This is a genomic window from Bradyrhizobium sp. HKCCYLS3077, assembly GCF_051167555.1.
GTDB lineage: Bacteria > Pseudomonadota > Alphaproteobacteria > Rhizobiales > Xanthobacteraceae > Bradyrhizobium.
Genome location: NZ_JBNPTH010000007.1, coordinates 226,193 through 245,197, shown reverse-complemented (window position 1 = coordinate 245,197; position 19,005 = coordinate 226,193). Strand labels below are relative to the sequence as shown.

At 66.2% G+C, this 19,005-nt stretch carries 19 protein-coding genes; 12 read left to right on the top strand and 7 right to left on the bottom strand.

Annotation, left to right across the window (positions count from 1 at the left end; genetic code table 11):
• The first annotated feature begins 5 nt into the window (after nt 1-5).
• From ACQR0Z_RS27150 to ACQR0Z_RS27110, 9 genes are all read left to right on the top strand, one after another.
• Nucleotides 6-605, top strand: a complete 600-nt coding sequence (locus ACQR0Z_RS27150) for a superoxide dismutase (protein ID WP_172181129.1) — start codon at nt 6-8, stop codon at nt 603-605.
• 210 nt (nt 606-815) lie between these two features.
• Nucleotides 816-1,202 (top strand): fluoride efflux transporter CrcB, encoded by a 387-nt coding sequence (gene crcB / locus ACQR0Z_RS27145; RefSeq protein WP_434920674.1) that lies wholly within the window; start codon nt 816-818, stop codon nt 1,200-1,202.
• A 282-nt stretch (nt 1,203-1,484) separates the two neighbouring features.
• Nucleotides 1,485-1,712, top strand: a complete 228-nt coding sequence (locus tag ACQR0Z_RS27140; protein ID WP_434920673.1) for a hypothetical protein — start codon at nt 1,485-1,487, stop codon at nt 1,710-1,712.
• A 5-nt stretch (nt 1,713-1,717) separates the two neighbouring features.
• Nucleotides 1,718-2,470, top strand: a complete 753-nt coding sequence (locus ACQR0Z_RS27135) for a metal ABC transporter ATP-binding protein (RefSeq protein ID WP_434879407.1) — start codon at nt 1,718-1,720, stop codon at nt 2,468-2,470.
• Nucleotides 2,470-3,339: a metal ABC transporter permease gene (locus ACQR0Z_RS27130; protein ID WP_434861608.1), complete on the top strand. Its 870-nt coding sequence runs from the start codon at nt 2,470-2,472 to the stop codon at nt 3,337-3,339. Before ACQR0Z_RS27135 ends, ACQR0Z_RS27130 begins: the two co-directional genes overlap by 1 nt.
• 11 nt (nt 3,340-3,350) lie before the next feature.
• Nucleotides 3,351-4,220 carry a metal ABC transporter substrate-binding protein gene (locus ACQR0Z_RS27125; RefSeq protein WP_434920672.1) on the top strand — a complete coding sequence of 290 codons (870 nt, stop codon included), beginning with the start codon at nt 3,351-3,353 and terminating at the stop codon, nt 4,218-4,220.
• A gap of 87 nt (nt 4,221-4,307) precedes the next feature.
• Nucleotides 4,308-5,348, top strand: a complete 1,041-nt coding sequence (locus ACQR0Z_RS27120) for a CobW family GTP-binding protein (protein WP_035655685.1) — start codon at nt 4,308-4,310, stop codon at nt 5,346-5,348.
• The gene (locus ACQR0Z_RS27115) at nt 5,348-6,367 is read left to right on the top strand and encodes a WD40 repeat domain-containing protein (protein ID WP_434920671.1); all 1,020 of its coding nucleotides are present in this window, start codon (nt 5,348-5,350) and stop codon (nt 6,365-6,367) included. Before ACQR0Z_RS27120 ends, ACQR0Z_RS27115 begins: the two co-directional genes overlap by 1 nt.
• A 145-nt stretch (nt 6,368-6,512) precedes the next feature.
• Nucleotides 6,513-6,821 (top strand): hypothetical protein, encoded by a 309-nt coding sequence (locus ACQR0Z_RS27110; RefSeq protein ID WP_434861605.1) that lies wholly within the window; start codon nt 6,513-6,515, stop codon nt 6,819-6,821.
• 315 nt (nt 6,822-7,136) lie between these two features.
• On the opposite strand, the gene ACQR0Z_RS27105 is transcribed toward ACQR0Z_RS27110, so the two are convergent.
• The 6 genes from ACQR0Z_RS27105 to ACQR0Z_RS27080 all read right to left on the bottom strand — a co-directional run bounded on the left by ACQR0Z_RS27105 (nt 7,137) and on the right by ACQR0Z_RS27080 (nt 12,112).
• Nucleotides 7,137-8,561: a homospermidine synthase gene (locus ACQR0Z_RS27105; RefSeq protein WP_434920670.1), complete on the bottom strand. Its 1,425-nt coding sequence runs from the start codon at nt 8,559-8,561 to the stop codon at nt 7,137-7,139.
• A gap of 67 nt (nt 8,562-8,628) precedes the next feature.
• Nucleotides 8,629-9,018, bottom strand: a complete 390-nt coding sequence (locus tag ACQR0Z_RS27100) for a RidA family protein (protein WP_434920669.1) — start codon at nt 9,016-9,018, stop codon at nt 8,629-8,631.
• Between the two features lie 96 nt (nt 9,019-9,114).
• Nucleotides 9,115-9,276, bottom strand: coding sequence for a hypothetical protein (locus ACQR0Z_RS27095; protein WP_434920668.1), 162 nt, complete (start codon nt 9,274-9,276; stop codon nt 9,115-9,117).
• Nucleotides 9,264-9,854 carry a GNAT family N-acetyltransferase gene (locus ACQR0Z_RS27090; protein WP_434920667.1) on the bottom strand — a complete coding sequence of 197 codons (591 nt, stop codon included), beginning with the start codon at nt 9,852-9,854 and terminating at the stop codon, nt 9,264-9,266. Before ACQR0Z_RS27090 ends, ACQR0Z_RS27095 begins: the two co-directional genes overlap by 13 nt.
• A gap of 177 nt (nt 9,855-10,031) precedes the next feature.
• Nucleotides 10,032-11,174 carry a type III PLP-dependent enzyme gene (locus tag ACQR0Z_RS27085; protein WP_008962716.1) on the bottom strand — a complete coding sequence of 381 codons (1,143 nt, stop codon included), beginning with the start codon at nt 11,172-11,174 and terminating at the stop codon, nt 10,032-10,034.
• A 677-nt stretch (nt 11,175-11,851) separates the two neighbouring features.
• Nucleotides 11,852-12,112 (bottom strand): hypothetical protein, encoded by a 261-nt coding sequence (locus ACQR0Z_RS27080; RefSeq protein ID WP_434861600.1) that lies wholly within the window; start codon nt 12,110-12,112, stop codon nt 11,852-11,854.
• Between the two features lie 125 nt (nt 12,113-12,237).
• On the opposite strand from ACQR0Z_RS27080, the gene ACQR0Z_RS27075 reads away from it, so the two are divergent.
• From ACQR0Z_RS27075 to ACQR0Z_RS27065, 3 genes are read left to right on the top strand one after another with little or no spacing between them, the layout of a single operon-like run.
• Nucleotides 12,238-14,319, top strand: coding sequence for a M3 family metallopeptidase (locus ACQR0Z_RS27075; RefSeq protein ID WP_434920666.1), 2,082 nt, complete (start codon nt 12,238-12,240; stop codon nt 14,317-14,319).
• Between the two features lie 10 nt (nt 14,320-14,329).
• A complete protein-coding gene (locus ACQR0Z_RS27070; RefSeq protein ID WP_434879397.1) occupies nt 14,330-14,965 on the top strand; it encodes a DUF1007 family protein in 636 nt (211 codons plus the stop codon).
• Nucleotides 14,962-16,218, top strand: a complete 1,257-nt coding sequence (locus ACQR0Z_RS27065; RefSeq protein WP_434920665.1) for a nickel/cobalt transporter — start codon at nt 14,962-14,964, stop codon at nt 16,216-16,218. Before ACQR0Z_RS27070 ends, ACQR0Z_RS27065 begins: the two co-directional genes overlap by 4 nt.
• Nucleotides 16,219-16,837: 619 nt before the next feature.
• On the opposite strand, the gene shc is transcribed toward ACQR0Z_RS27065, so the two are convergent.
• Nucleotides 16,838-18,892, bottom strand: a complete 2,055-nt coding sequence (gene shc / locus ACQR0Z_RS27060; RefSeq protein WP_434920664.1) for a squalene--hopene cyclase — start codon at nt 18,890-18,892, stop codon at nt 16,838-16,840.
• Nucleotides 18,893-19,005: the final 113 nt, after the last annotated feature.

Sequence of the window (19,005 nt, the reverse complement as noted above, 5' to 3'; positions counted from 1 at the left end):
ACCCCATGACCTTTACGCTTCCCCCCCTGCCTTACGCCTATGACGCCCTCGGCGCCTACATGTCCAAGGAGACGCTGGAGTATCATCACGACAAGCATCACCAGGCCTATGTGACCAACGGCAACAATCTGATCAAGGGGACCGAATTCGAAGGCAAGTCCCTCGAGGAGATCGTCAAGGGCTCGTTCGGCAAGAACGCCCCGATCTTCAACAATGCCGGCCAGCACTACAATCACATCCACTTCTGGTCCTGGATGAAGCCGAATGGCGGTGGCACCAAGCTGCCGGGCGCGCTGGAGAAGAAGATCGACGAGGACCTCGGCGGCTACGAGAAGTTCAAGGCGGACTTCATCGCCGCCGGCGTCGGCCAGTTCGGCTCCGGCTGGGCCTGGCTGTCGGTCAAGAACGGCAAGCTCGAGATCTCCAAGACGGCCAATGGCGAGAGCCCGCTGGTGCACGGCGCGACCCCGATCCTCGGCGTCGACGTCTGGGAGCACTCCTACTACATCGACTACCGCAACCGCCGTCCCGACTATCTCAAGGCGTTCGTCGAGAACCTCATCAACTGGGAATATGTCGAACAGCTCTACAGCAAGGCTGTCTGATCTGACGTGATCGACAGGGAAGGGCGGTGAGCGCAGAGCTCGCCGCCCTTTTTCTTTGACGCGCAGGGTTTCTCGAGGCGCGCGCTCTCTGACGGTCATGTGACGCGGACCATTCTTGCCAGGATGGGACCGCTGCGGCAAAAGTTTTGCATCGATCATGGTGAAGGCAGGGCATTCGGTCTCGCGATGCCGTGCGAGGGTGGGGCTTTCGTGAATCAGCTGTTCGGCTATTTTCTCGTCTTCTTCGGCGGCGGCTGCGGCGCCTCGATCCGGCATGCGGTCAACATGGCGAGCGCCCGCGCACTCGGCACCGATTTTCCGTGGGGCACCTTCATCATCAACATCACCGGCTCGACCGTGATGGGCCTGATCGCCGGCTATCTCACCTTCAAGGGCGGCGCCACCCAGCACTGGCGGCTGTTCCTGATGACCGGCATCCTCGGTGGCTACACCACGTTCTCGGCGTTCTCGCTGGATACGGCGCTGCTGTATGAACGCGGCGCAGTAGGACTGGCGGCGCTATATGTGCTGGGCTCCGTCGCCATCTCGATCGCGGGGCTGTTCGCCGGGCTGGCGCTGGTCAGGGTGTTGAGCTGAGGTGCGTCGCTCCCGCGTGAAGGAGCTCGACTGTTAACTTGGCCCCTGGATCGCTTCGCTGCGCTCGCGATGACGGAGCAACGTTCCGGCAGAATGCTCGCCATGACCGGTGAGGCGGCACCGGGCATGACCACGACCTCCGTCATCGCGAGCGCAGCAAAGCGATCCAGGGGCCGAGGAAAATACCTAGCCGGATGTGGGCCAATATCCCTCGGTGGAAGGTCAAGGCGCCATTTGCCCTCGGTGGACAGGCGTGACGTTATAATGTAACATTATGACGAAATGACCCAGTCCGCCCTCCCGAGTCATGGCCACAGCCATGCGCATGACGCGCAGGGGCATGGCCACGGCCACAATCACGGCCATGCCCACAGCCACGGTCCCGCCGCGCCGCATCCGGCGCAGCCGGCGCCGTGGTCGATCCTGCGGATGCCGGTGACGGTGCGGCTCGGTGCGGCGCTGGCAGCCAGCGCGGTGCTGTGGGTGATCGTCATCCTGGCGATGCGGTGAGGACGATGGCGCAGTTGCAGTTTCGCGATGTCACGCTGGGCTATGACCGCCACCCGGCCGTGCACCACCTCTCCGGCGAGGTCTCCGAGGGCGCGCTGCTGGCCGTGATCGGGCCGAACGGCGCCGGCAAGTCCACGCTGTTTCGCGGCATCGTCGGGCTGCTGAAGCCGCTCGCCGGCAGCATCTCCGCCGCCGGCCTCAAGCCGCGCGAGATCGCGTATCTGCCGCAGATCGCCGACATCGACCGCAGCTTCCCGATCTCGGTGTTCGACTTCGTCAGCACCGGGCTGTGGCGCAGCACTGGCATCTTCGGCGGCATCGGCGCCGCCGCGCGCGACAAGATCGCCCACGCCATCGCCGCGGTCGGCCTCACCGGCTTCGAGGGCCGGGGCATCGGTACACTCTCCGGCGGCCAGATGCAGCGCATGCTGTTCGCGCGCGTGCTGCTGCAGGACGCCCGGGTGATCGTGCTCGACGAACCCTTCAACGCGATGGATTCCAAGACCTCGGCTGACCTGCTGCAACTGATCGAGCACTGGCATGGCGAGCGCCGCACCGTGCTGGCGGCGCTGCACGACATGGACATGGTGCGCGCGCACTTCCCGCAGACCCTGCTGCTGGCGCGCGAGGCGGTGGCCTGGGGCCCGACCGCCGAGGTGCTGACGACGGACAATCTCTCGCAGGCGCGCCGGATGTGCGAGGCCTTTGACGACACCGCCGCCCCCTGCGTGCCCGCGCAAGCCTCGCGGGCGGCGTGATGTTGCGCGAGGTCCTGTTCGCTCCGTTCTCGGATTTCGAGTTCATGCGCCGCGCGCTCGCGGCCGTGATCGCGCTGTCGCTCGGCTCCGGTCCGATCGGCGTGTTCCTGATGCTCCGGCGCATGAGCCTGGTCGGCGACGCCATGGCGCATGCCATCCTGCCGGGGGCGGCGATCGGTTTCCTGCTGTCGGGACTCAATCTGTTTGCGATGACCACCGGCGGCCTCGTCGCCGGCTTCGCGGTGGCGCTGCTGTCCGGCCTGGTCTCGCGCTCCACCGGGCTGAAGGAGGACGCCTCGATGGCGACCTTCTATCTGGCGTCGCTGGCGATCGGCGTCACCATCGTCTCGGTCAAGGGCACCAATATCGACCTGCTGCACGTGCTGTTCGGCAACATCCTGGCGATGGACGACCCGACCCTGCTGATGGTCGCCACCAACGCCACGATCACGCTGGTCGTGCTCGCGGTGATCTATCGACCGCTCGTCGTCGAAAGCGTCGATCCGCTTTTCCTGCGCACGGTGAGCCGCGCCGGCGCGCCGGCGCATCTGATCTTTCTCGGCCTGATCGTGGTCAATCTGGTCAATGGCTTCCAGGCGCTCGGCACCCTGCTCGCGGTCGGGCTGATGATCCTGCCCGCCGGCATCGCGCGGTTCTGGTCGCGCGACGTCACGCCGATGATCTGCATCGCGGTCGGAGCCGCGATCGTGTCCGGCTATATCGGGCTGGTGCTGTCGTTCCAGACCCGCATTCCCTCCGGCCCGGCCATCATCCTGGTCGCGTCCGTTCTCTATCTCGGCTCGGTTCTGTTCGGACGCGTGGGCGGCGTGCTTCCGCAACTGTTTCCGGGACGCCACCTCGAAGCCTGAAGTTGATGCCCATGACACGTCTGCTCCCCGTCCTCGCCCTGCTGCTCTCGCTCACGGTCCCTGCATCGGCGGAGACCAAACTGCCCGTCATCACCAGCTTCTCGATCCTGGCCGACTTCGTCCGCCAGGTCGGCGGCGACAAGGTCAGCGTGACCTCGCTGGTCGGGCCCGACAGCGACGTGCACGTCTATACGCCGACGCCGCATGACGCGAAGGAGGTCGGCGCGGCGAAGCTCCTGATCGTCAACGGTCTCGGTCTCGAAGGCTGGCTGCCGCGGCTGCAGCAGGCGTCGGGAAGCAGGGCGCCGATCATCACGGCGACGGCCGGCATCACGCCGCGCAAGCGCGGCTCGGAGGCCGATCCGCATGCCTGGCAGTCGGTCGGCAATGCCCAGGTCTATGTGACAAACATCCGTGATGCGCTCGTCGCGGTCGATCCCGCCGACGCCGAGACGTTCAAGGCCAACGCCGAGCGCTACCTGGCCGAGCTGACCGCCCTCGACCGCGAGGTTCGCGCCGAGATCGACAAGATCCCGGCCGAGCGGCGCAAGGTGATCTCGACCCATGACGCCTTCGGCTATTTCGCCGACGCCTATGGTGTCGCCTTCATCGCCCCGCTCGGCGTCTCCACCGAGACCGAGCCCTCGGCCCGCGACGTTGCCGAGATCATCCGCCAGGTGAAAAAAACCGGGATTCCGGCAGTCTTTCTCGAGAATTTCAACGACGACCGGCTGGTCGGGCGGATCGCGGCCGAGACCGGCGCCAAGATCGGCGGCACGCTGTATTCGGATGCCCTGAGCGCGGAAAACGGCCCTGTTCCCACTTACATTGCCCTGGTCAGGCACAATATAAGGGCCCTGACGAGCGCGCTTGTCCGTTAGGGTTTTGGCCCTCGCGGCTTTCTGCGCTTTCGAGCCATTTTCGACGCGATCCCCAGTCGACGCGATCTTAAAGTTTTCGGAGTGCGCATGTCCGACGCGAGCAAGACCCCCGTAACGGTGCTGACCGGCTATCTCGGCGCCGGCAAGACCACGCTTCTCAACCGCATCCTGTCCGAAGACCACGGCAAGAAGTACGCCGTCATCGTCAACGAGTTCGGCGAGATCGGCATCGACAACGACCTCATCGTCGGCGCCGACGAGGAAGTGTTCGAGATGAACAATGGCTGCATCTGCTGCACCGTGCGCGGCGACCTCGTCCGCATCATCTCCGGCCTGATGCGCCGCAAGGGCAAGTTCGACGCCATCATCGTCGAGACCACGGGGCTCGCCGATCCGGCGCCGGTGGCGCAGACCTTCTTCGTCGACGAGGACGTGCAGAAAAATGCGCGGCTCGATGCCGTGGTGACCGTGGCCGACGCGAAGTGGCTGTCGGACCGGCTCAAGGACGCGCCCGAGGCCAAGAACCAGATCGCGTTCGCCGACGTCATCGTGCTGAACAAGACCGATCTCGTCACCAAGCCGGAGCTGGCCGAAGTCGAGGCGCGCATCCGCGCGATCAACCCTTACGCACGGCTGCATCGCACCGAGCGCTGCCAGGTGGCGATCGCTGACGTGCTTGAGCGCGGCGCGTTCGATCTCGACCGTATTCTTGAAATCGAGCCGGAATTCCTCAACGCCGGCGACGATCACGATCATCACCACCATGATCACGACCACGGCCATGATCATCACCACCATCATGACCACGGCCTGAAGCACTATCACGACGAGGAGATGCAGTCGCTGTCGCTGCGCTCCGACAAGCCGCTCGATCCGTCGAAATTCATGCCGTGGCTGCAGAACCTGGTGCAGACCGAGGGCGGCAAGATCCTGCGCTCCAAGGGCATCCTGGCGTTCCAGGACGATGACGACCGCTACGTCTTCCAGGGCGTGCACATGATGCTGGAGGGCGATCACCAGCGGAAGTGGAAGCCGGACGAGGCGCGGCAGAGCCGCGTCGTCTTCATCGGCCGCGAACTGCCGGAAGACGCCATCCGCGAAGGCTTCGAGCGCTGCATCGTCTCCTGATGAGCTCGTTCGATCAGAGCGGCGAGGCCGCATCCATCGTCTCTGTCACCGACAAGGTGAAGCCCGTCTCGCTCGGCATGGCGGTCACCGCCGTGCACTATCTCGGCGATCGCGCCGCCTTCGTCGGCACCGAGGAGAGCGTCGCCGTTGTCGATGGCGAGGGCGAGGTCAGCAAGGTCGAGGTCACCAGTGGTGGCATCCTGTCGGCGGTGTCGGACGGATCGCGCATCGTGTTCGGCGGCGATGACGGCAAGGTGTCGTCGCTCGACAAGGCGGGCCAGGTGAGCGTGCTCGCCACCGATCCGAAGCGGCGCTGGATCGACAATGTCGCGCTTCATCCGGATGGTGCGATCGCGTGGTCGGTCGGCAAGACCGCCTTCGTGCGTCAGCCCAAGGGCGAGGAGAAGTCGCTCGAGGTGCCCTCGACCGTCGGCGGCCTCGCGTTCGCGCCGAAGGGCCTGCGGCTGGCGATCGCGCATTACAACGGCGCGACCCTGTGGTTTCCGAACATGGCGGGCGAGCCGGAATTCCTCGCCTGGGCCGGCTCGCATCTCGGCGTCACCTTCAGCCCGGACAACAAATTCCTGGTGACCTCGATGCACGAGGCGGCGCTGCATGGCTGGCGGCTGGCCGACTCCAGGCACATGCGCATGACTGGCTATCCCTCGCGGGTGAAGTCGATGTCCTGGGGCAGCGGCGGGCGTTTCCTCGCGACGTCAGGCGCCGACATGGTCATCCTCTGGCCGTTCGTCGGCAAGGACGGGCCGATGGGCAAGGAGCCGGCGATGCTGGCGCCGATGAAGGCCAAGGTTACAGCTGTCGCCTGCCATCCCAAGCAGGACATCCTGGCCTGCGGCTACGAGGACGGCACCGTGCTGATGGTGCGGATGCAGGACGGCGCCGAGATCCTGGTGCGCCGGAACGAGACGCCGCCGATTGCGGCGCTGGGCTGGAATGCCGCGGGAACTTGGCTGGCGTTCTCCGACGAGAGCGGAGAAGCGGGGCTGCTGCGGCTCTGAGGAGCGTTCCAGTGGTTAATGGGGCATAGCGGCGCAGGCCCGAATGGGAACCTCGCCGCTAGCAATCCGTTGTTCCCGCGCATGATCCGATGCGAGCGCCACATGAGGTGGCTTGATGCGCGTCGGACGATGCGGAGGATGACGGATGGCCCCGATCAACAGCAAACGCACTCTGCGCCGCGACCTGTGGCTTGCAGCCGGTCTGCTCGGCCTCGGCGCGCTGGTGGCGATCATCTCATTCACCGAGATCAAGGCCGGCCATCTCGATCAGATGGCGCAGGCGACGCCCGAGCCGTCGGCGACGCCCGCCGAATCCAAGCCCGGCGGCACCCGCCCGACCACGCCGGCGCCTGAACCTGCGCGTCCGGATCCGGCCGCCGTCCAGGAAGGCGCAAAGCCGGCCCTGCCGCCGGCCCCGGCCGAGAAGGTCGCGCCGCCGATGGAGAAGAAGTAGTTCGCTGCAGCGAAACTGCTCGCTGTCTCGCACTCTGCCTCAACGTCGTCATGCCCGGGCTTGTCCCGGGCATCCACGTCTTTCGAGTGTGCGGCTGCGTGGATGGCCGGGTCAAGCCCGGCCATGACGGAGGAGAGAGCGGGGCCTGAAAGCGGCTACACACTCCATGCTTCTGCACACGCTGCTGTCGTCCCGGCGAACGCCGGGACCCATAACCATCGTGCGTGGCTTGAGGCAGGCTGTTAGCTCCACCTCCCGCCTCATGGGCGTCACGGAGTCCGGGTCCCCGCTCGAGGCCGGGACGACAGCGGGGGCTTACCGCACCAGGATGTTGCGGAACTGCCAGGGATCGGAGGTGTCGATGTCCTCCGGGAACAGGCCCGGGCGGTCATTCAGCGGCGTCCAGTCGGTGTAGTAGCCCTTCACCGGGCCGAGATACGGCGTCTGGATCTCGAGGCAGCGGCGGAAGTCCATTTCGTCGGCCTCTACGATGCCGGCGTTGGGGTTCTCCAGCGCCCACACCATGCCGGCGAGCACGGCGGAGGACACCTGCATGCCGGTCGCGTTCTGGTAGGGCGCAACGCGGCGGGTTTCCTCGATCGAGAGCTGCGAGCCGTACCAATAGGCGTTCTTGCCGTGGCCGTAGAGCAGCACGCCGAGCTCGTCGATGCCGTCGACGATCTCGTTCTCGTCCAGGATGTGCCACTTCTCCTGCATCTTGCCGGTGGCGCCGAAGATCTCGTGCAGCGACAGCACCGCGTCGTTCGCCGGGTGATAGGCGTAGTGGCAGGTCGGGCGGTACACCACCTTGTCGCCGTCGCGCACGGTGTAGTAGTCGGCGATCGAGATCGACTCGTTGTGCGTCACCAGGAAGCCGTATTGCGCGCCCGGCGTCGGGCACCACGAACGGACCCGGGTGTTGGCGCCCGGCTGCAGCAGATAGATCGCGGCGCCGCAGCCCTCGGTGTGGCAGCGGCCGTTGTCCGGCATCCACTTCTCATGCGTGCCCCAGCCGAGCTCGGCCGGCTGCATGCCCTCGGACACGAAACCCTCGACCGACCAGGTGTTGACGAACACGTCCATCGGCTTCGGATTCCTGGAGCGCTGGGTGTCGCGCTCGGCGATATGGACGCCCTTGACGCCGAGCTTCTGCATCAGCTGCGCCCAGCCCTCGCGGCTCTTCGGCTCGACGATCTCGGTCTTGGTGTCCCGGGCGATGTCGAGCAGCGCCTGCTTGACGAACCAGGAGACCATGCCGGGATTGGCGCCGCAGGTCGAGACCGCGGTGGTGCCGCCCGGGCTCTTGCGGCGCGCGGCCAGCAGCGTCTCGCGCAGCGCGTAGTTGGAGCGCTGCTCGACGCCCATCTGCTTGTCGAAATAGAAGCCGGCCCACGGCTCGACGACGGTGTCGATGTAGAGCGCGCCGATCTCGCGGCACAGGGTCATGATGTCGACCGAGGAGGTGTCGACCGAGAGGTTGACGCAAAAACCCTGGCCGCCGCCTTCGGTCAGCAGCGGCACCAGCAGCTCGCGGTAATTGTCGCGCGTCACGCCCTGCTGGATGAAGCGCACGCCGTGCTTCTTTGCCAGCGCGCCGTCGTCATGCGGATCGATGATGACGAAGCGGCTCTTGTCGTAGTCGAAATGGCGTTCGATCAGGGGCAGGGTGCCCTTGCCGATCGAGCCGAAGCCGATCATGACGATGGGGCCGGTGATTTTCGCGTGGATCTGCGAGCTCATGAGGGATGGTCTCCGGACAGGTGCTTTCGCGTTCGTGGAATGGATGCGTCAGGCGCTACGCCGCTCTTTAAGAGCTACGCCGTTTGGCGGTGACTTCGATCTCGACCTTCATCTCGGGCTTGAGCAGCGCCGCGACCACCACCATCGTGGCAGCCGGGCGGATGTCGCCGAGGACCTCGCCGCAGACCGCGAAATGCGCATCGGCGTCGGCGACGTCGGTCAAATAGTAGGTCGCGCGAACGATATCGGCCATCTCGAACCCGCCCTCCTGCAGGGCGGCCGCGATGGTCTTGAAGCAGTTGCGTGACTGGCTCGTGACGTCGGCCGGCATCGTCATCGTGGTGTAGTCGTAGCCGGTGGTCCCGGCGACGAAGGCGAAGTCGCCATCGATCACCGCGCGGCTGTAGCCGGCGGTCTTCTCGAACGGTGATCCGGTAGAGATCAAGCGGCGCGCCATGGGACACCTCGTCGGGGGATTTTCGGGGGTTAAAGAGCTTTTGCTGCACCTGCGCAACCCCTGGCGGGACGGCCGCGGCGCGCAGTGCCGGCATGCCTAACGCAGCCGCGTGATATCGGGTCCGGCCGGCGGGCCGCTCGACCAGCGCCGGACCACGATGTCGCGGACGATCATGATGCCGAGCAGGATCAGCACCAGCGTGGGCAGCCACGTCCGTCGCGGCAGCTGCGCCGCCGCCTTGGCCCTCACGCCGCGCATGGCAGCGGCCGCTCCTTGCGACGGCGGGCTCTGCGTTCGGGCGCGCCGGTCGCGACGATCATGCCGGATGCGCCGTCCAGCGCGCCGTCGACCAGCTCGAGGCCGAGCAGACGGGCGCGCTCGAACGCGCCGGGCAGCTCCAGCGCGGCCGCCTTGGCCGCGTCGAAGCCGAAGCGGGCGTAGTAGGGCGCATCGCCGAGAAGGACCACGGCGCCATGGCCGCGCGACGCCGCGATCATCAGCGCGGCATTCATCAGCGCGGCGCCGACGCCGACGCTGCGGGCCTCGGGGGCGACCGCCAGCGGCCCGAGCATCAGCGCATCGCGTCCGCCGGCGCTGACGTGCCACAACCGCAGCGTTCCCACGAGCTTGCCGCCGCGCACGGCCGTCAGGGCTAGGCCTGCGGCGGGCGCGCGTCCGTCGCGCAGGCGCTGGCAGGTGCGCTCGTGGCGATTGTCGCCAAAGCAGGCATCGAGCAGCGTCTCGCGCGTCGCGACGTCGGAGGCACGTTCCGCACGGATCACGAACGGAGCGGCAGTCCGAGAGGGCGCAGTCATCTGGGAGCGGAAAGCGGTCATGGCACGTCAGTCCCCGGCCTGCGCCGCGGGCTGTCGCCCGCGCGCAAACACGTGATGTCAGGTTGAAGGTGACGGTCTGTCGCTCCCTCCCCCGCTTGCGGGGGAGGGTCGGGGTGGGAGAAAGCCCCACCCGTGGCTCTTGCCTAACTCACCCGCGAACGGGCGAGGGCAGCCGGATCAGATGTGATAAGTCTTCAGCGGCGGAATGCCGTTGAAGGCCACCGACGAGTAGGTCGAGGTATACGCCCCGGTCCCCTCGATCAGCACCTTGTCGCCGATCGAGAGCGTCACCGGCAGCGGATACGGCAGCTTCTCGTACATCACGTCGGCCGAATCGCAGGTCGGGCCGGCGAGCACGCACGGGGTCATGTCCGCGCCGTCATGCGGGGTGCGGATGGCGTAGCGGATCGATTCGTCCATCGTCTCGGCGAGACCGCCGAACTTGCCGATGTCGAGATAGACCCAGCGCAGCTCGTCCTCGTCGCTCTTCTTCGAGATAAGCACCACTTCCGACTCGATGATCCCGGCATTGCCGACCATGCCGCGGCCCGGCTCGATGATCGTCTCCGGGATCTGGTTGCCGAAATGCTTGCGCAGCGCACGGAAGATCGAGCGGCCGTACTGCACGACCGGCGGCACGTCCTTGAGGTACTTGGTCGGGAAGCCCCCGCCCATGTTGACCATCGAGAGGTTGATGCCGCGCTCGGCGCAGTCGCGGAACACTGTCGAGGCCATCGCCAGCGCGCGGTCCCACGCCTTCACCTTGCGCTGCTGCGAGCCGACATGGAACGAGATGCCGCACGGCTCGAGGCCGAGGCGCTTCGCCAGGTCCAGCACTTCGACAGCCATCTCCGGATCGCAGCCGAACTTGCGCGACAGCGGCCACTCGGCGCCGGCGCAATCGTACAGGATGCGGCAGAACACCTTCGCGCCGGGAGCCGCGCGCGAGATCTTCTCGACCTCGGCGGCGCAGTCCACGGCAAAGAGGCGGATGCCGAGCGCATAGGCGCGCGCGATGTCCCGCTCCTTCTTGATGGTGTTGCCATAGGAGATGCGGTCCGGCGTCGCACCGGCGGCCAGCGCCATCTCGATCTCGGCGACGGTCGCCGTGTCGAAGGAGGAGCCGAGCGAGGCGAGCAGCGACAGCACTTCCGGCGCCGGGTTGGCCTTGACCGCGTAGAACACGCGGCTGTCGGGCAAGGCGCGGGCGAAGTTCGTGTAGTTGTCGCGCACGACATCGAGATCGACGACGAGACAGGGCTCGTGGTCCAGACCTTCCTCGCGGCGGTTGCGCAGGAATTCCCGGATACGTTCGGTCATAGCACCCTCCAAACGGCCCGTTTGCGACGTGGCCCGTTCAAAATGATCCCGACACGGGTGCCTTGGCCTCGCTGCCCGATGGAAAGGCGACAAGACCTCGAACCCGAAGCCGAATTGTGCTGCCGTGGATTGGTTGGGAATTTCCCGCCCGCACACCTGGCAATGAAGGACAAGCCTTTTCAGTAGCCCGCGCCGGCGTTGGACTGCCGGTAGAGACCAAAAAAGCCCGATCCGTCGTTGCTTTAAGTCGCGTCCCCCGTTGAGAGCGGGGTGCGCCGGTTCGCCTCCGGCTGCCAGTCACGGTTGCAAAAGAGGAGGTGACCTTCAGCGGCATCTCTTGAGAGAGATGCTGGGCTCCTGGAGCATGACGATCTCGATCGAACTGATCTTGATCGCAACGATCCGAGAACCCCTCGGTTCCTCATCCCTTGGCGGCTGTCCGGCCTCTTGTCCGGATACCTACCGACTGACACACGACCACAGGCACGTGCGAAATTGGGCAGGACGGGAAATATGCGTTTTGAATTTCGTTCGCAAGGAGTTTTTCGGCGCCGGGAAAGATTTCCCTAACCTGTGCTTACGCGACACAGGAAGCGACGTCGTGAGCTGAACGAACGTTAAGCGAGCTTAAAGATTTGTAACGCGTTCACGCTTGCAGGACAGTGTTTTTGCAGCACTCACGCGCGCTTGGTGAAAGGCTCGATGCGCTGTGCGCCGCGGATGAAGCCGATCATCACGAACACGCCGATCGCGAACAGCACCGCCTGCAGGATGTGCGCGCCCTGGTCGCCGAGCCCGAACAGAATCGCCAGCGCCCAGCCGCCGGCGAAGGCCGCGCCGAACACTTCCGCGCCGATCAGGATCGCCGCCGAGATGACGGTGATCACGCTCTGCCAGGCGATCTGGCGGGCGGGCTTCGAGGTCGTGTCTGCGCTCATGGTCCGGGGTCCTTTTGAGGGGCGCAATCTCTCCGATATGGCCCCGGCCTTCAAGGGGAAATGACCCAAAAAGGACCGGCTCCGTGGTAAGAGGGGCGCGTTCGAGATCCGGGGAGCATGAACCGATGTCAGAGACGACCGCCACGATCGACGCCCACAGCAATCCGCTGCTCGTGGCCTGGGACACCCCGCACCAGACACCGCCCTTCGACGCGATCAGGCCCGATCATTTCCTGCCGGCCTTCGAGCGCGCCTTCGCCGACCACAGCGCTGAAATCACCGCGATCACGCACGATCCGGCCGAGCCCGACTTCGCCAACACCATCACGGCGCTGGAGCGCTCGGGCAAGCTGCTGTCGAAGGTCGCGGCGGTGTTCTACGACCTCGTCTCGGCGCATTCCAATCCGGCGATTCTGGAGATCGACAAGGAGGTGTCGCTGCGAATGGCGCGGCACTGGAACCCGATCATGATGAACGCCGTGCTGTTTGGTCGCATCGCGCTGCTCTACGACAACCGTAAGACGCTGAAGCTGACGGGCGAGGAGCAACGCCTGCTGGAGCGGACCTATACCCGTTTCCGTCGCGCCGGCGCCGGCCTCAAGGACGACGCCAAGGCGCGCATGGCCGAGATCAACGAGCAGCTCGCCCAGCTCGGCACCACCTTCAGCCACCACGTGCTCGGCGACGAGCAGGACTGGTTCCTGGAGCTCGGCGAGGACGACCGCGCCGGCCTCTCGGACAGCTTCGTTGCCGCCGCCAAGGCTGCGGCCGAACAGCGCGGCATGCCCGGCAAGGCGATCGTGACCCTGTCGCGCTCCTCGGTCGAGCCGTTCCTGCAGAGCTCCGCCCGCCGCGACCTGCGCGAGAAGGTGTTCAAGGCCTTCACCGCCCGCGGCGACAATGGCAACGCCAACGACAACAACGCGGTCATCGGCCAGATCCTGGCGCTGCGCGAGGAGTCCGCCAAGATCATGGGCTTCCCGAACTTCGCGGCCTATCGCCTGGAGGATTCCATGGCGAAGACGCCGGAGGCGGTGCGCGGCCTGTTGGAGCGGGTGTGGAAGCCGGCGCGCGCCAAGGCGCTGGCCGACCGCGACCAGCTACAGGCATTGATCGCGGAGGAGGGCGGCAACTTTAAGCTCGAGGCCTGGGACTGGCGCTATTACGCCGAGAAGCTGCGCCAGGCGAAGGCGAATTTCGACGACGCCGCCATCAAGCCGTATCTCGCGCTCGACAACATGGTCGCGGCCGCCTTCGACTGCGCCACGCGGCTGTTCGGCATCACCTTCGCCGAGCGCAAGGACATTCCGGTCTGGCACCCGGACGTGCGGGTGTGGGAGATCAAGGCAGCCGACGGCAGCCACAAGGCACTGTTCTATGGCGACTACTTCGCGCGCCCCTCGAAGCGCTCCGGCGCCTGGATGACCTCGCTGCGCGACCAGCAGAAGCTCGACGGCGACACTGCGCCCTTGATCATCAACGTCTGCAACTTCGCCAAGGGCGCCGACGGCCAGCCCTCGCTGCTGTCGCCGGACGACGCCCGCACGCTGTTCCACGAGTTCGGCCACGGCCTGCACGGCATCCTCTCCAACGTCACCTATCCGTCGCTGTCGGGCACCTCGGTGTTCACCGACTTCGTCGAGCTGCCGTCGCAGCTCTATGAGCACTGGCAGGAGCGGCCCGAGGTGCTGCAGACCTTCGCGAAGCACTACCAGACCGGCGAGTCCTTGCCGCAGGACCTGCTGGAGCGTTTCCTCGCCGCACGCCGCTTCAACCAGGGCTTTGCGACCGTGGAGTTCGTCTCCTCGGCGCTGATCGATCTGGAGTTCCACACCCAGCCAGCGTCGGCGTCGAAGGATGTGCGTGCCTTCGAAAAGGCCGAGATGGAGAAGATCGGCATGCCGCAGGAGATCGCGCTGCGCCACCGGCCGACTCAATTCGGCCACATCTTCTCGGGAGACCACTACGCGGCGGGCTATTACAGCTACATGTGGTCGGAGGTGATGGATGCAGATGCCTTCGGTGCCTTCGAGGAAGCCGGCAACATCTTCGATCCCGCCGTCGCCAAGCGGCTGCACGACAACGTCTACTCCTCGGGTGGCTCGCTCGATCCGGAGGCGGCCTACGTGGCGTTCCGCGGCCGCGAGCCCGAGCCCGACGCGCTGCTGCGCCGGCGCGGTCTGCTCGACGTCCCCAAGGCGGCTTGAGGTGAAGGTGATGGCGGTCGTTCGTGTCATTCTCGCTGCGCTGACGCTCGTGCTCGGCGCGAGCGCGGCGAGCGCCCATCCGCATGTCTGGGTCACCGCGACCAGCGAGCTGCTCTACGCGGCCGACGGCACGGTGACCGGCGTGCGCCACGCCTGGACCTTCGACGACATGTTCGCGACCTATGCGCTGCAGGGTCTGGAGACCAAGCAGAAGGGCGTCTACACCCGCGAGGAGCTGGCGCCGCTGGCGCAGACCAACGCCGAGTCGCTGAAGGAATATGCCTACTTCACCTTCGTGAAGGCCGACGGCCGCAAGCAGAAGCTCGTCGATCCCGTCGACTACTACCTCGAATACAAGGACACCAAGCTGACCCTCCACTTCACCCTGCCGCTGAAGGCGCCGGTGAAGCCCAGGGAGCTGCAGGTCGAGGTGTACGATCCCAGCTATTTCATCGATTTCCAGATGGCGGAGAAGGATCCCGTCAAGCTGGTCAGTGCTCCCTCAGGCTGCAAGTTCGGCCTGGTGAGACCGAGCGACGGCGGCGCCGTCGCGCAGACCATGAACGAACAGACATTCCTGAGCGGCGGGGCGAACGCCAATTTCGGAATGAATTTCGCCAACAAGATCTCAGTGGAATGTCCATGACGCCTCGCCCCAGCTCTCGACCGCTCCTGACCTGCGCCGCGATCCTTGCCGCGCTTCTCGCCGCCGACGCGGCGTCCCATGTGCTGCTCGCCAAGTCGCCATTCGGCGCGCCGGCCGAGCCGCAGGTCGGCGGCATCGTCGGTTGGATCCTGGCCAAGCAATCGGAATTCTACCGCCAAATGTCGTCGACGATCCGCGCGGCCAAGGCCGACGGCTCGGCGGTGTGGTGGCTGCTTGCCATCTCCTTCGCCTATGGCATCTTCCACGCGGCCGGCCCCGGCCATGGCAAGGCGGTGATCGCCTCCTATCTCGTCGCCAACCAGGAAACGGCGCGGCGCGGCATCGTGCTGTCGTTCGCCTCGGGCCTGATGCAGGCGCTGGTCGCGGTCGCCATCGTCGGTGTCGGCGCCGTGCTGCTCAACGCCACCGCGGCCACGATGTGCAGCGCCGAGAAGGTGGTGGAGATCGCAAGCTACGGCCTGATCGCGCTGCTCGGCGCGCGACTGGTGTGGGTCAAGGGCGCGTTGTTCCTGCGCACGTGGCAGCCGGCGACGCCGGCACTGGCGCTGGCGGGCGCGCCAGCCGCGGTGGTGACGTCGGCGCATGATCACGGCCACGCGCATGATCATCAGCATCGTGCGCCTGTGCATGATCATCATGGACATGATCACCACGGCCACGATCATCACGGCCACGATCACCATGGGCATGACCATGGTCACGGGCATCATCATGGCGACCACCATCATGGGCATGATCATCATCACCACGATCATGCCCCTGTGGCCGCTGCGCATCGTCACGGCGCTCATGATCACGTTCATCACGATCACGCGCACCATGGCCACGTGCACGGCGACGATTGCGGCTGCGGCCATTCCCACGGCCCGGCGCCGAGCGAGCTCGCCGGTCCCGGCGGCTGGCAGCGCGGCTTCCAGGCGATCTTCGCCGCCGGCATCCGCCCCTGCTCGGGCGCGATCCTGGTGCTGGTGTTCGCGCTGGCGCAGGGCATGTTCTGGGCCGGCGTTGCCGCCACCATCGCGATGGGCATGGGCACCGCGATCACCGTCGCCACCATCGCGGTGATTGCCGTTGCCGCCAAGGACGTCGCCCGCCGCCTCAGCGCCGGCCGCGACGGCGGCGGCGCGCTGATCATGCGCGGCCTGGAATTCGGTGCGGCGGGACTCGTGCTGCTGTTCGGCGTCGGCCTGCTGTTCGGGTACATGGCTGCGGAACGGACCACCTGTTTTTGAGCTGGGGCGGTCAGCTACGACGCTTCTGCCCAACACGTCCGCCGCAGCGTACTGGATGCCCGCCTGCGCGGGCATGACAGTGGTGGAAGTAGACCGAGATCGCGCAACATAATCAGTGTCGTCCCGGACAAGCCACGAGCGCGCGCCAGCGCGATCGTGGCGCCGATCCGGGACCCATACGCCGCGGCAGTCATGTTGGGCGAAGTGCCAACCACACGCGTGCCTCAAACCACTCCCTGGGGGTATGGGTCCCGGGTCAAGCCCGGGACGACAGCGGAGTGCGTGGCGATAGCGAGCCTCATGATCGGTCAGCGTGGCATGGCAATGGCGCGGACCTAGAACCTATTCACTGTTGCAGCTAACTCGCTGCGCGATACAGCGCCCTCTCCCCTTGTGGGAGAGGGCATGTACGGCCTGTCCGCGCATGCGGTTGGGTGAGGGGTTTCTTTCGGCGATTCGCGCTCTTGGAGAGAGACCCCTCACCCAACCGAGTTTGCTGCGCTGTCCTACATGCCCTCTCCCACAAGGGGAGAGGGCGCATACATGGGCACCACGCGGAGGATATAGTTAGTTAGAAGCTATCGTTGTTAGTGCCAGCCTCATGTGCCAGCGCCCCGCCTTACCCATGCCCCTGCGGCCGCAGCGCGCGGCCCAAGGCCATCAGCGGGAAGTAGTGGCGGTACATGCCATAACGCAGCATGAAGGCGCGTGAGAGCTCCGGGCCTTGCATCAGCCGCTCCGAGAGCGCGGGGTCGTTCAGCTTGATGGTCTGGCCGACGCCGTAGCCGGGGAAGCCGGTGCCGGTGAATTCGGGCTCGTCCCAGGTGCCGGCGGATTGCCGCTCGACCAGCCATAGGCAGCCGCGTTCGATCGCCTCCCGATCCTGCGGACGGTTGGCGGCGAGCAGGGCCATCAAGGCCCACGCCGTCTGCGACGCCGTGGTGGTGCCGCGGCCGACCGCGTTGACATCCATGTAGGAGGCGCAGCTCTCGCCCCAGCCGCCGTCAGGCTGCTGATGCGCAACCAGCCAGTCGCAGGCGCGGCCGATATAAGGCTGGGTCATGTCCTCGCCGATCGCGGCCAGCGCCGGCAGCACCGCGCCGGTGCCGTAGACGTAGTTGACGCCCCAGCGGCCGAACCACGGGCCGCTCGGCTCCTGCTCGCGGCGGATATAGTCGAGCGCCTGCACCATCGACGGATGATTGCGCGAGATGCCGAGCTTGCCGAACGCCTCGATGATGTGCGCGGTCACGTCGACCGAGGGGGGATCGAGCGCCTCGCCGTAATCGCAGAACGGAATCTTGGTCAGGATCTGCTGGTTGTTGTCCTTGTCGAACGCGCCCCAGCCGCCACCCCGGCTCTGCATGCCGATCAGCCAGTCGACGCCGAGCTGGATCGCCTCGTCGATGCCCTTGGCCTTCCACTTGGGATCATGGCGCAGCGGGGCCAGCGCGATCAGCGCCACCGCGGTGTCGTCCGTGTCGGGATAATAGTTGTTGGCGTATTCGAAGGCCCAGCCGCCGGGCTTGACGTGCGGCAGCTTCATCGACCAGTCGCCGGGCACGCGCACCTGGCGGTCGAGCACCCAGTTGACCGCCTTGTCGACGGCCTCGGGATAGTCGCCGAGCACGCCGGCATCGTCGAAGGCGAGCAAGGTGAGGATCGTGTCCCATACCGGGCTGTTGGTGGCCTGGATGTAGGTGGCCTCTCCAACGTCGACGCGCCAGCCGGGATCGTTCAGCGCATCGAGCCCCTTGGCGAGCACGGGATGATTGAGCGGATAGCCTTCGGTGTACAGCGCCATCAGGCCGTAGATCCAGGGCGGCTGGATGCCGCCCCAGGCGCCGTCGAAATCCTGGTGGCGGATCATCCATTCCAGCACGCGGCTGGTCGCGGCGGGGCGGAACAGGCCGAGATTGAGCTTGTTGCCGAGGTTCTGCAGCGCATGCAGCACCTTGTCGGCACCGCGGAAGAACTTGTCCCAGCCGCCGGCATTGGCCTTGACCGGCAGCTCGTAGTCGAAGGCGCCGCGGCCGCGCGGAAACAGCGCGTCCAGCCGGTTCTCAGGCGGCAGCGGCCGGCTCGGCCGCTTGGCCGAGAGCACCGCGATCGGCATCAGCGTGGCGCGCGCCCATTGCGCGAAATTGTAGATCGAGAACGGAAACCAGAGCGGAAACCAGATCACCTCGGGCGGGATGTTCGGCGTCTTCTCCCACGGCCATTCGCCGATCAGCGCCAGCCAGTAGCGGGTGAACACACGGATGTTGCGCAAGCCGCCCTTGGCCTCGATCCATTCGCGCGCGCGTCGCACCGGCGGCTCGTCATCGCGGAAGCCGAGCGAGCGGAGCGCGGCATAGGCCTCGACGGTGGCGTTGATGTCGCCATTGGGCGCGCCGAAATAGACCTGCCAGGCGCCGTCAGGGCGCTGGCTGTCGAGCAGCGATTGGCCCAGGCGCTTGCGCAGGGGATGGTCCTCAAGGCCCAGGAACCACAGCGCCAGGCACCATTGCGCCTCCATGCAGGCGTTGGACTCGGCGCGGCCGACCCAATGGCCATCCGGCTTCTGGTTGGCGATCAGCCAGTCCGAGGCCGCCCGCACCGTCGATTGCAGGGCGGTCTGGTAGTTTCCCGGGTCGCGCGGCGCGCGCGCGGAGGCCGAGCTGGTCAAGGTCATCACAAGTCCTCTGGCGGCCTGACAGCGCCGCTGCAGCAGTCCGAATTCACCCCGCCCTATAGGGAATTTTACTGCCAAATCCAATCAACTGGCTGTAGCGGGCCGGATCAAAG

What these genes read in the sequence shown, in the direction of transcription:
- ACQR0Z_RS27125 (WP_434920672.1), top strand. Translation starts at nt 3,351, where the DNA reads ATGACACGTCTGCTCCCCGTCCTCGCCCTGCTGCTCTCGCTCACGGTC.
- ACQR0Z_RS27135 (WP_434879407.1), top strand. Translation starts at nt 1,718, where the DNA reads ATGGCGCAGTTGCAGTTTCGCGATGTCACGCTGGGCTATGACCGCCAC.
- shc (WP_434920664.1), bottom strand. Translation starts at nt 18,892, where the DNA reads ATGACCTTGACCAGCTCGGCCTCCGCGCGCGCGCCGCGCGACCCGGGA.
- ACQR0Z_RS27130 (WP_434861608.1), top strand. Translation starts at nt 2,470, where the DNA reads ATGTTGCGCGAGGTCCTGTTCGCTCCGTTCTCGGATTTCGAGTTCATG.
- ACQR0Z_RS27090 (WP_434920667.1), bottom strand. Translation starts at nt 9,854, where the DNA reads ATGACCGCTTTCCGCTCCCAGATGACTGCGCCCTCTCGGACTGCCGCT.
- ACQR0Z_RS27095 (WP_434920668.1), bottom strand. Translation starts at nt 9,276, where the DNA reads ATGCGCGGCGTGAGGGCCAAGGCGGCGGCGCAGCTGCCGCGACGGACG.
- ACQR0Z_RS27070 (WP_434879397.1), top strand. Translation starts at nt 14,330, where the DNA reads ATGGCGGTCGTTCGTGTCATTCTCGCTGCGCTGACGCTCGTGCTCGGC.
- ACQR0Z_RS27150 (WP_172181129.1), top strand. Translation starts at nt 6, where the DNA reads ATGACCTTTACGCTTCCCCCCCTGCCTTACGCCTATGACGCCCTCGGC.
- ACQR0Z_RS27075 (WP_434920666.1), top strand. Translation starts at nt 12,238, where the DNA reads ATGTCAGAGACGACCGCCACGATCGACGCCCACAGCAATCCGCTGCTC.
- ACQR0Z_RS27085 (WP_008962716.1), bottom strand. Translation starts at nt 11,174, where the DNA reads ATGACCGAACGTATCCGGGAATTCCTGCGCAACCGCCGCGAGGAAGGT.
- ACQR0Z_RS27105 (WP_434920670.1), bottom strand. Translation starts at nt 8,561, where the DNA reads ATGAGCTCGCAGATCCACGCGAAAATCACCGGCCCCATCGTCATGATC.
- ACQR0Z_RS27140 (WP_434920673.1), top strand. Translation starts at nt 1,485, where the DNA reads ATGACCCAGTCCGCCCTCCCGAGTCATGGCCACAGCCATGCGCATGAC.
- ACQR0Z_RS27115 (WP_434920671.1), top strand. Translation starts at nt 5,348, where the DNA reads ATGAGCTCGTTCGATCAGAGCGGCGAGGCCGCATCCATCGTCTCTGTC.
- ACQR0Z_RS27065 (WP_434920665.1), top strand. Translation starts at nt 14,962, where the DNA reads ATGACGCCTCGCCCCAGCTCTCGACCGCTCCTGACCTGCGCCGCGATC.
- ACQR0Z_RS27120 (WP_035655685.1), top strand. Translation starts at nt 4,308, where the DNA reads ATGTCCGACGCGAGCAAGACCCCCGTAACGGTGCTGACCGGCTATCTC.
- ACQR0Z_RS27100 (WP_434920669.1), bottom strand. Translation starts at nt 9,018, where the DNA reads ATGGCGCGCCGCTTGATCTCTACCGGATCACCGTTCGAGAAGACCGCC.
- ACQR0Z_RS27110 (WP_434861605.1), top strand. Translation starts at nt 6,513, where the DNA reads ATGGCCCCGATCAACAGCAAACGCACTCTGCGCCGCGACCTGTGGCTT.
- ACQR0Z_RS27080 (WP_434861600.1), bottom strand. Translation starts at nt 12,112, where the DNA reads ATGAGCGCAGACACGACCTCGAAGCCCGCCCGCCAGATCGCCTGGCAG.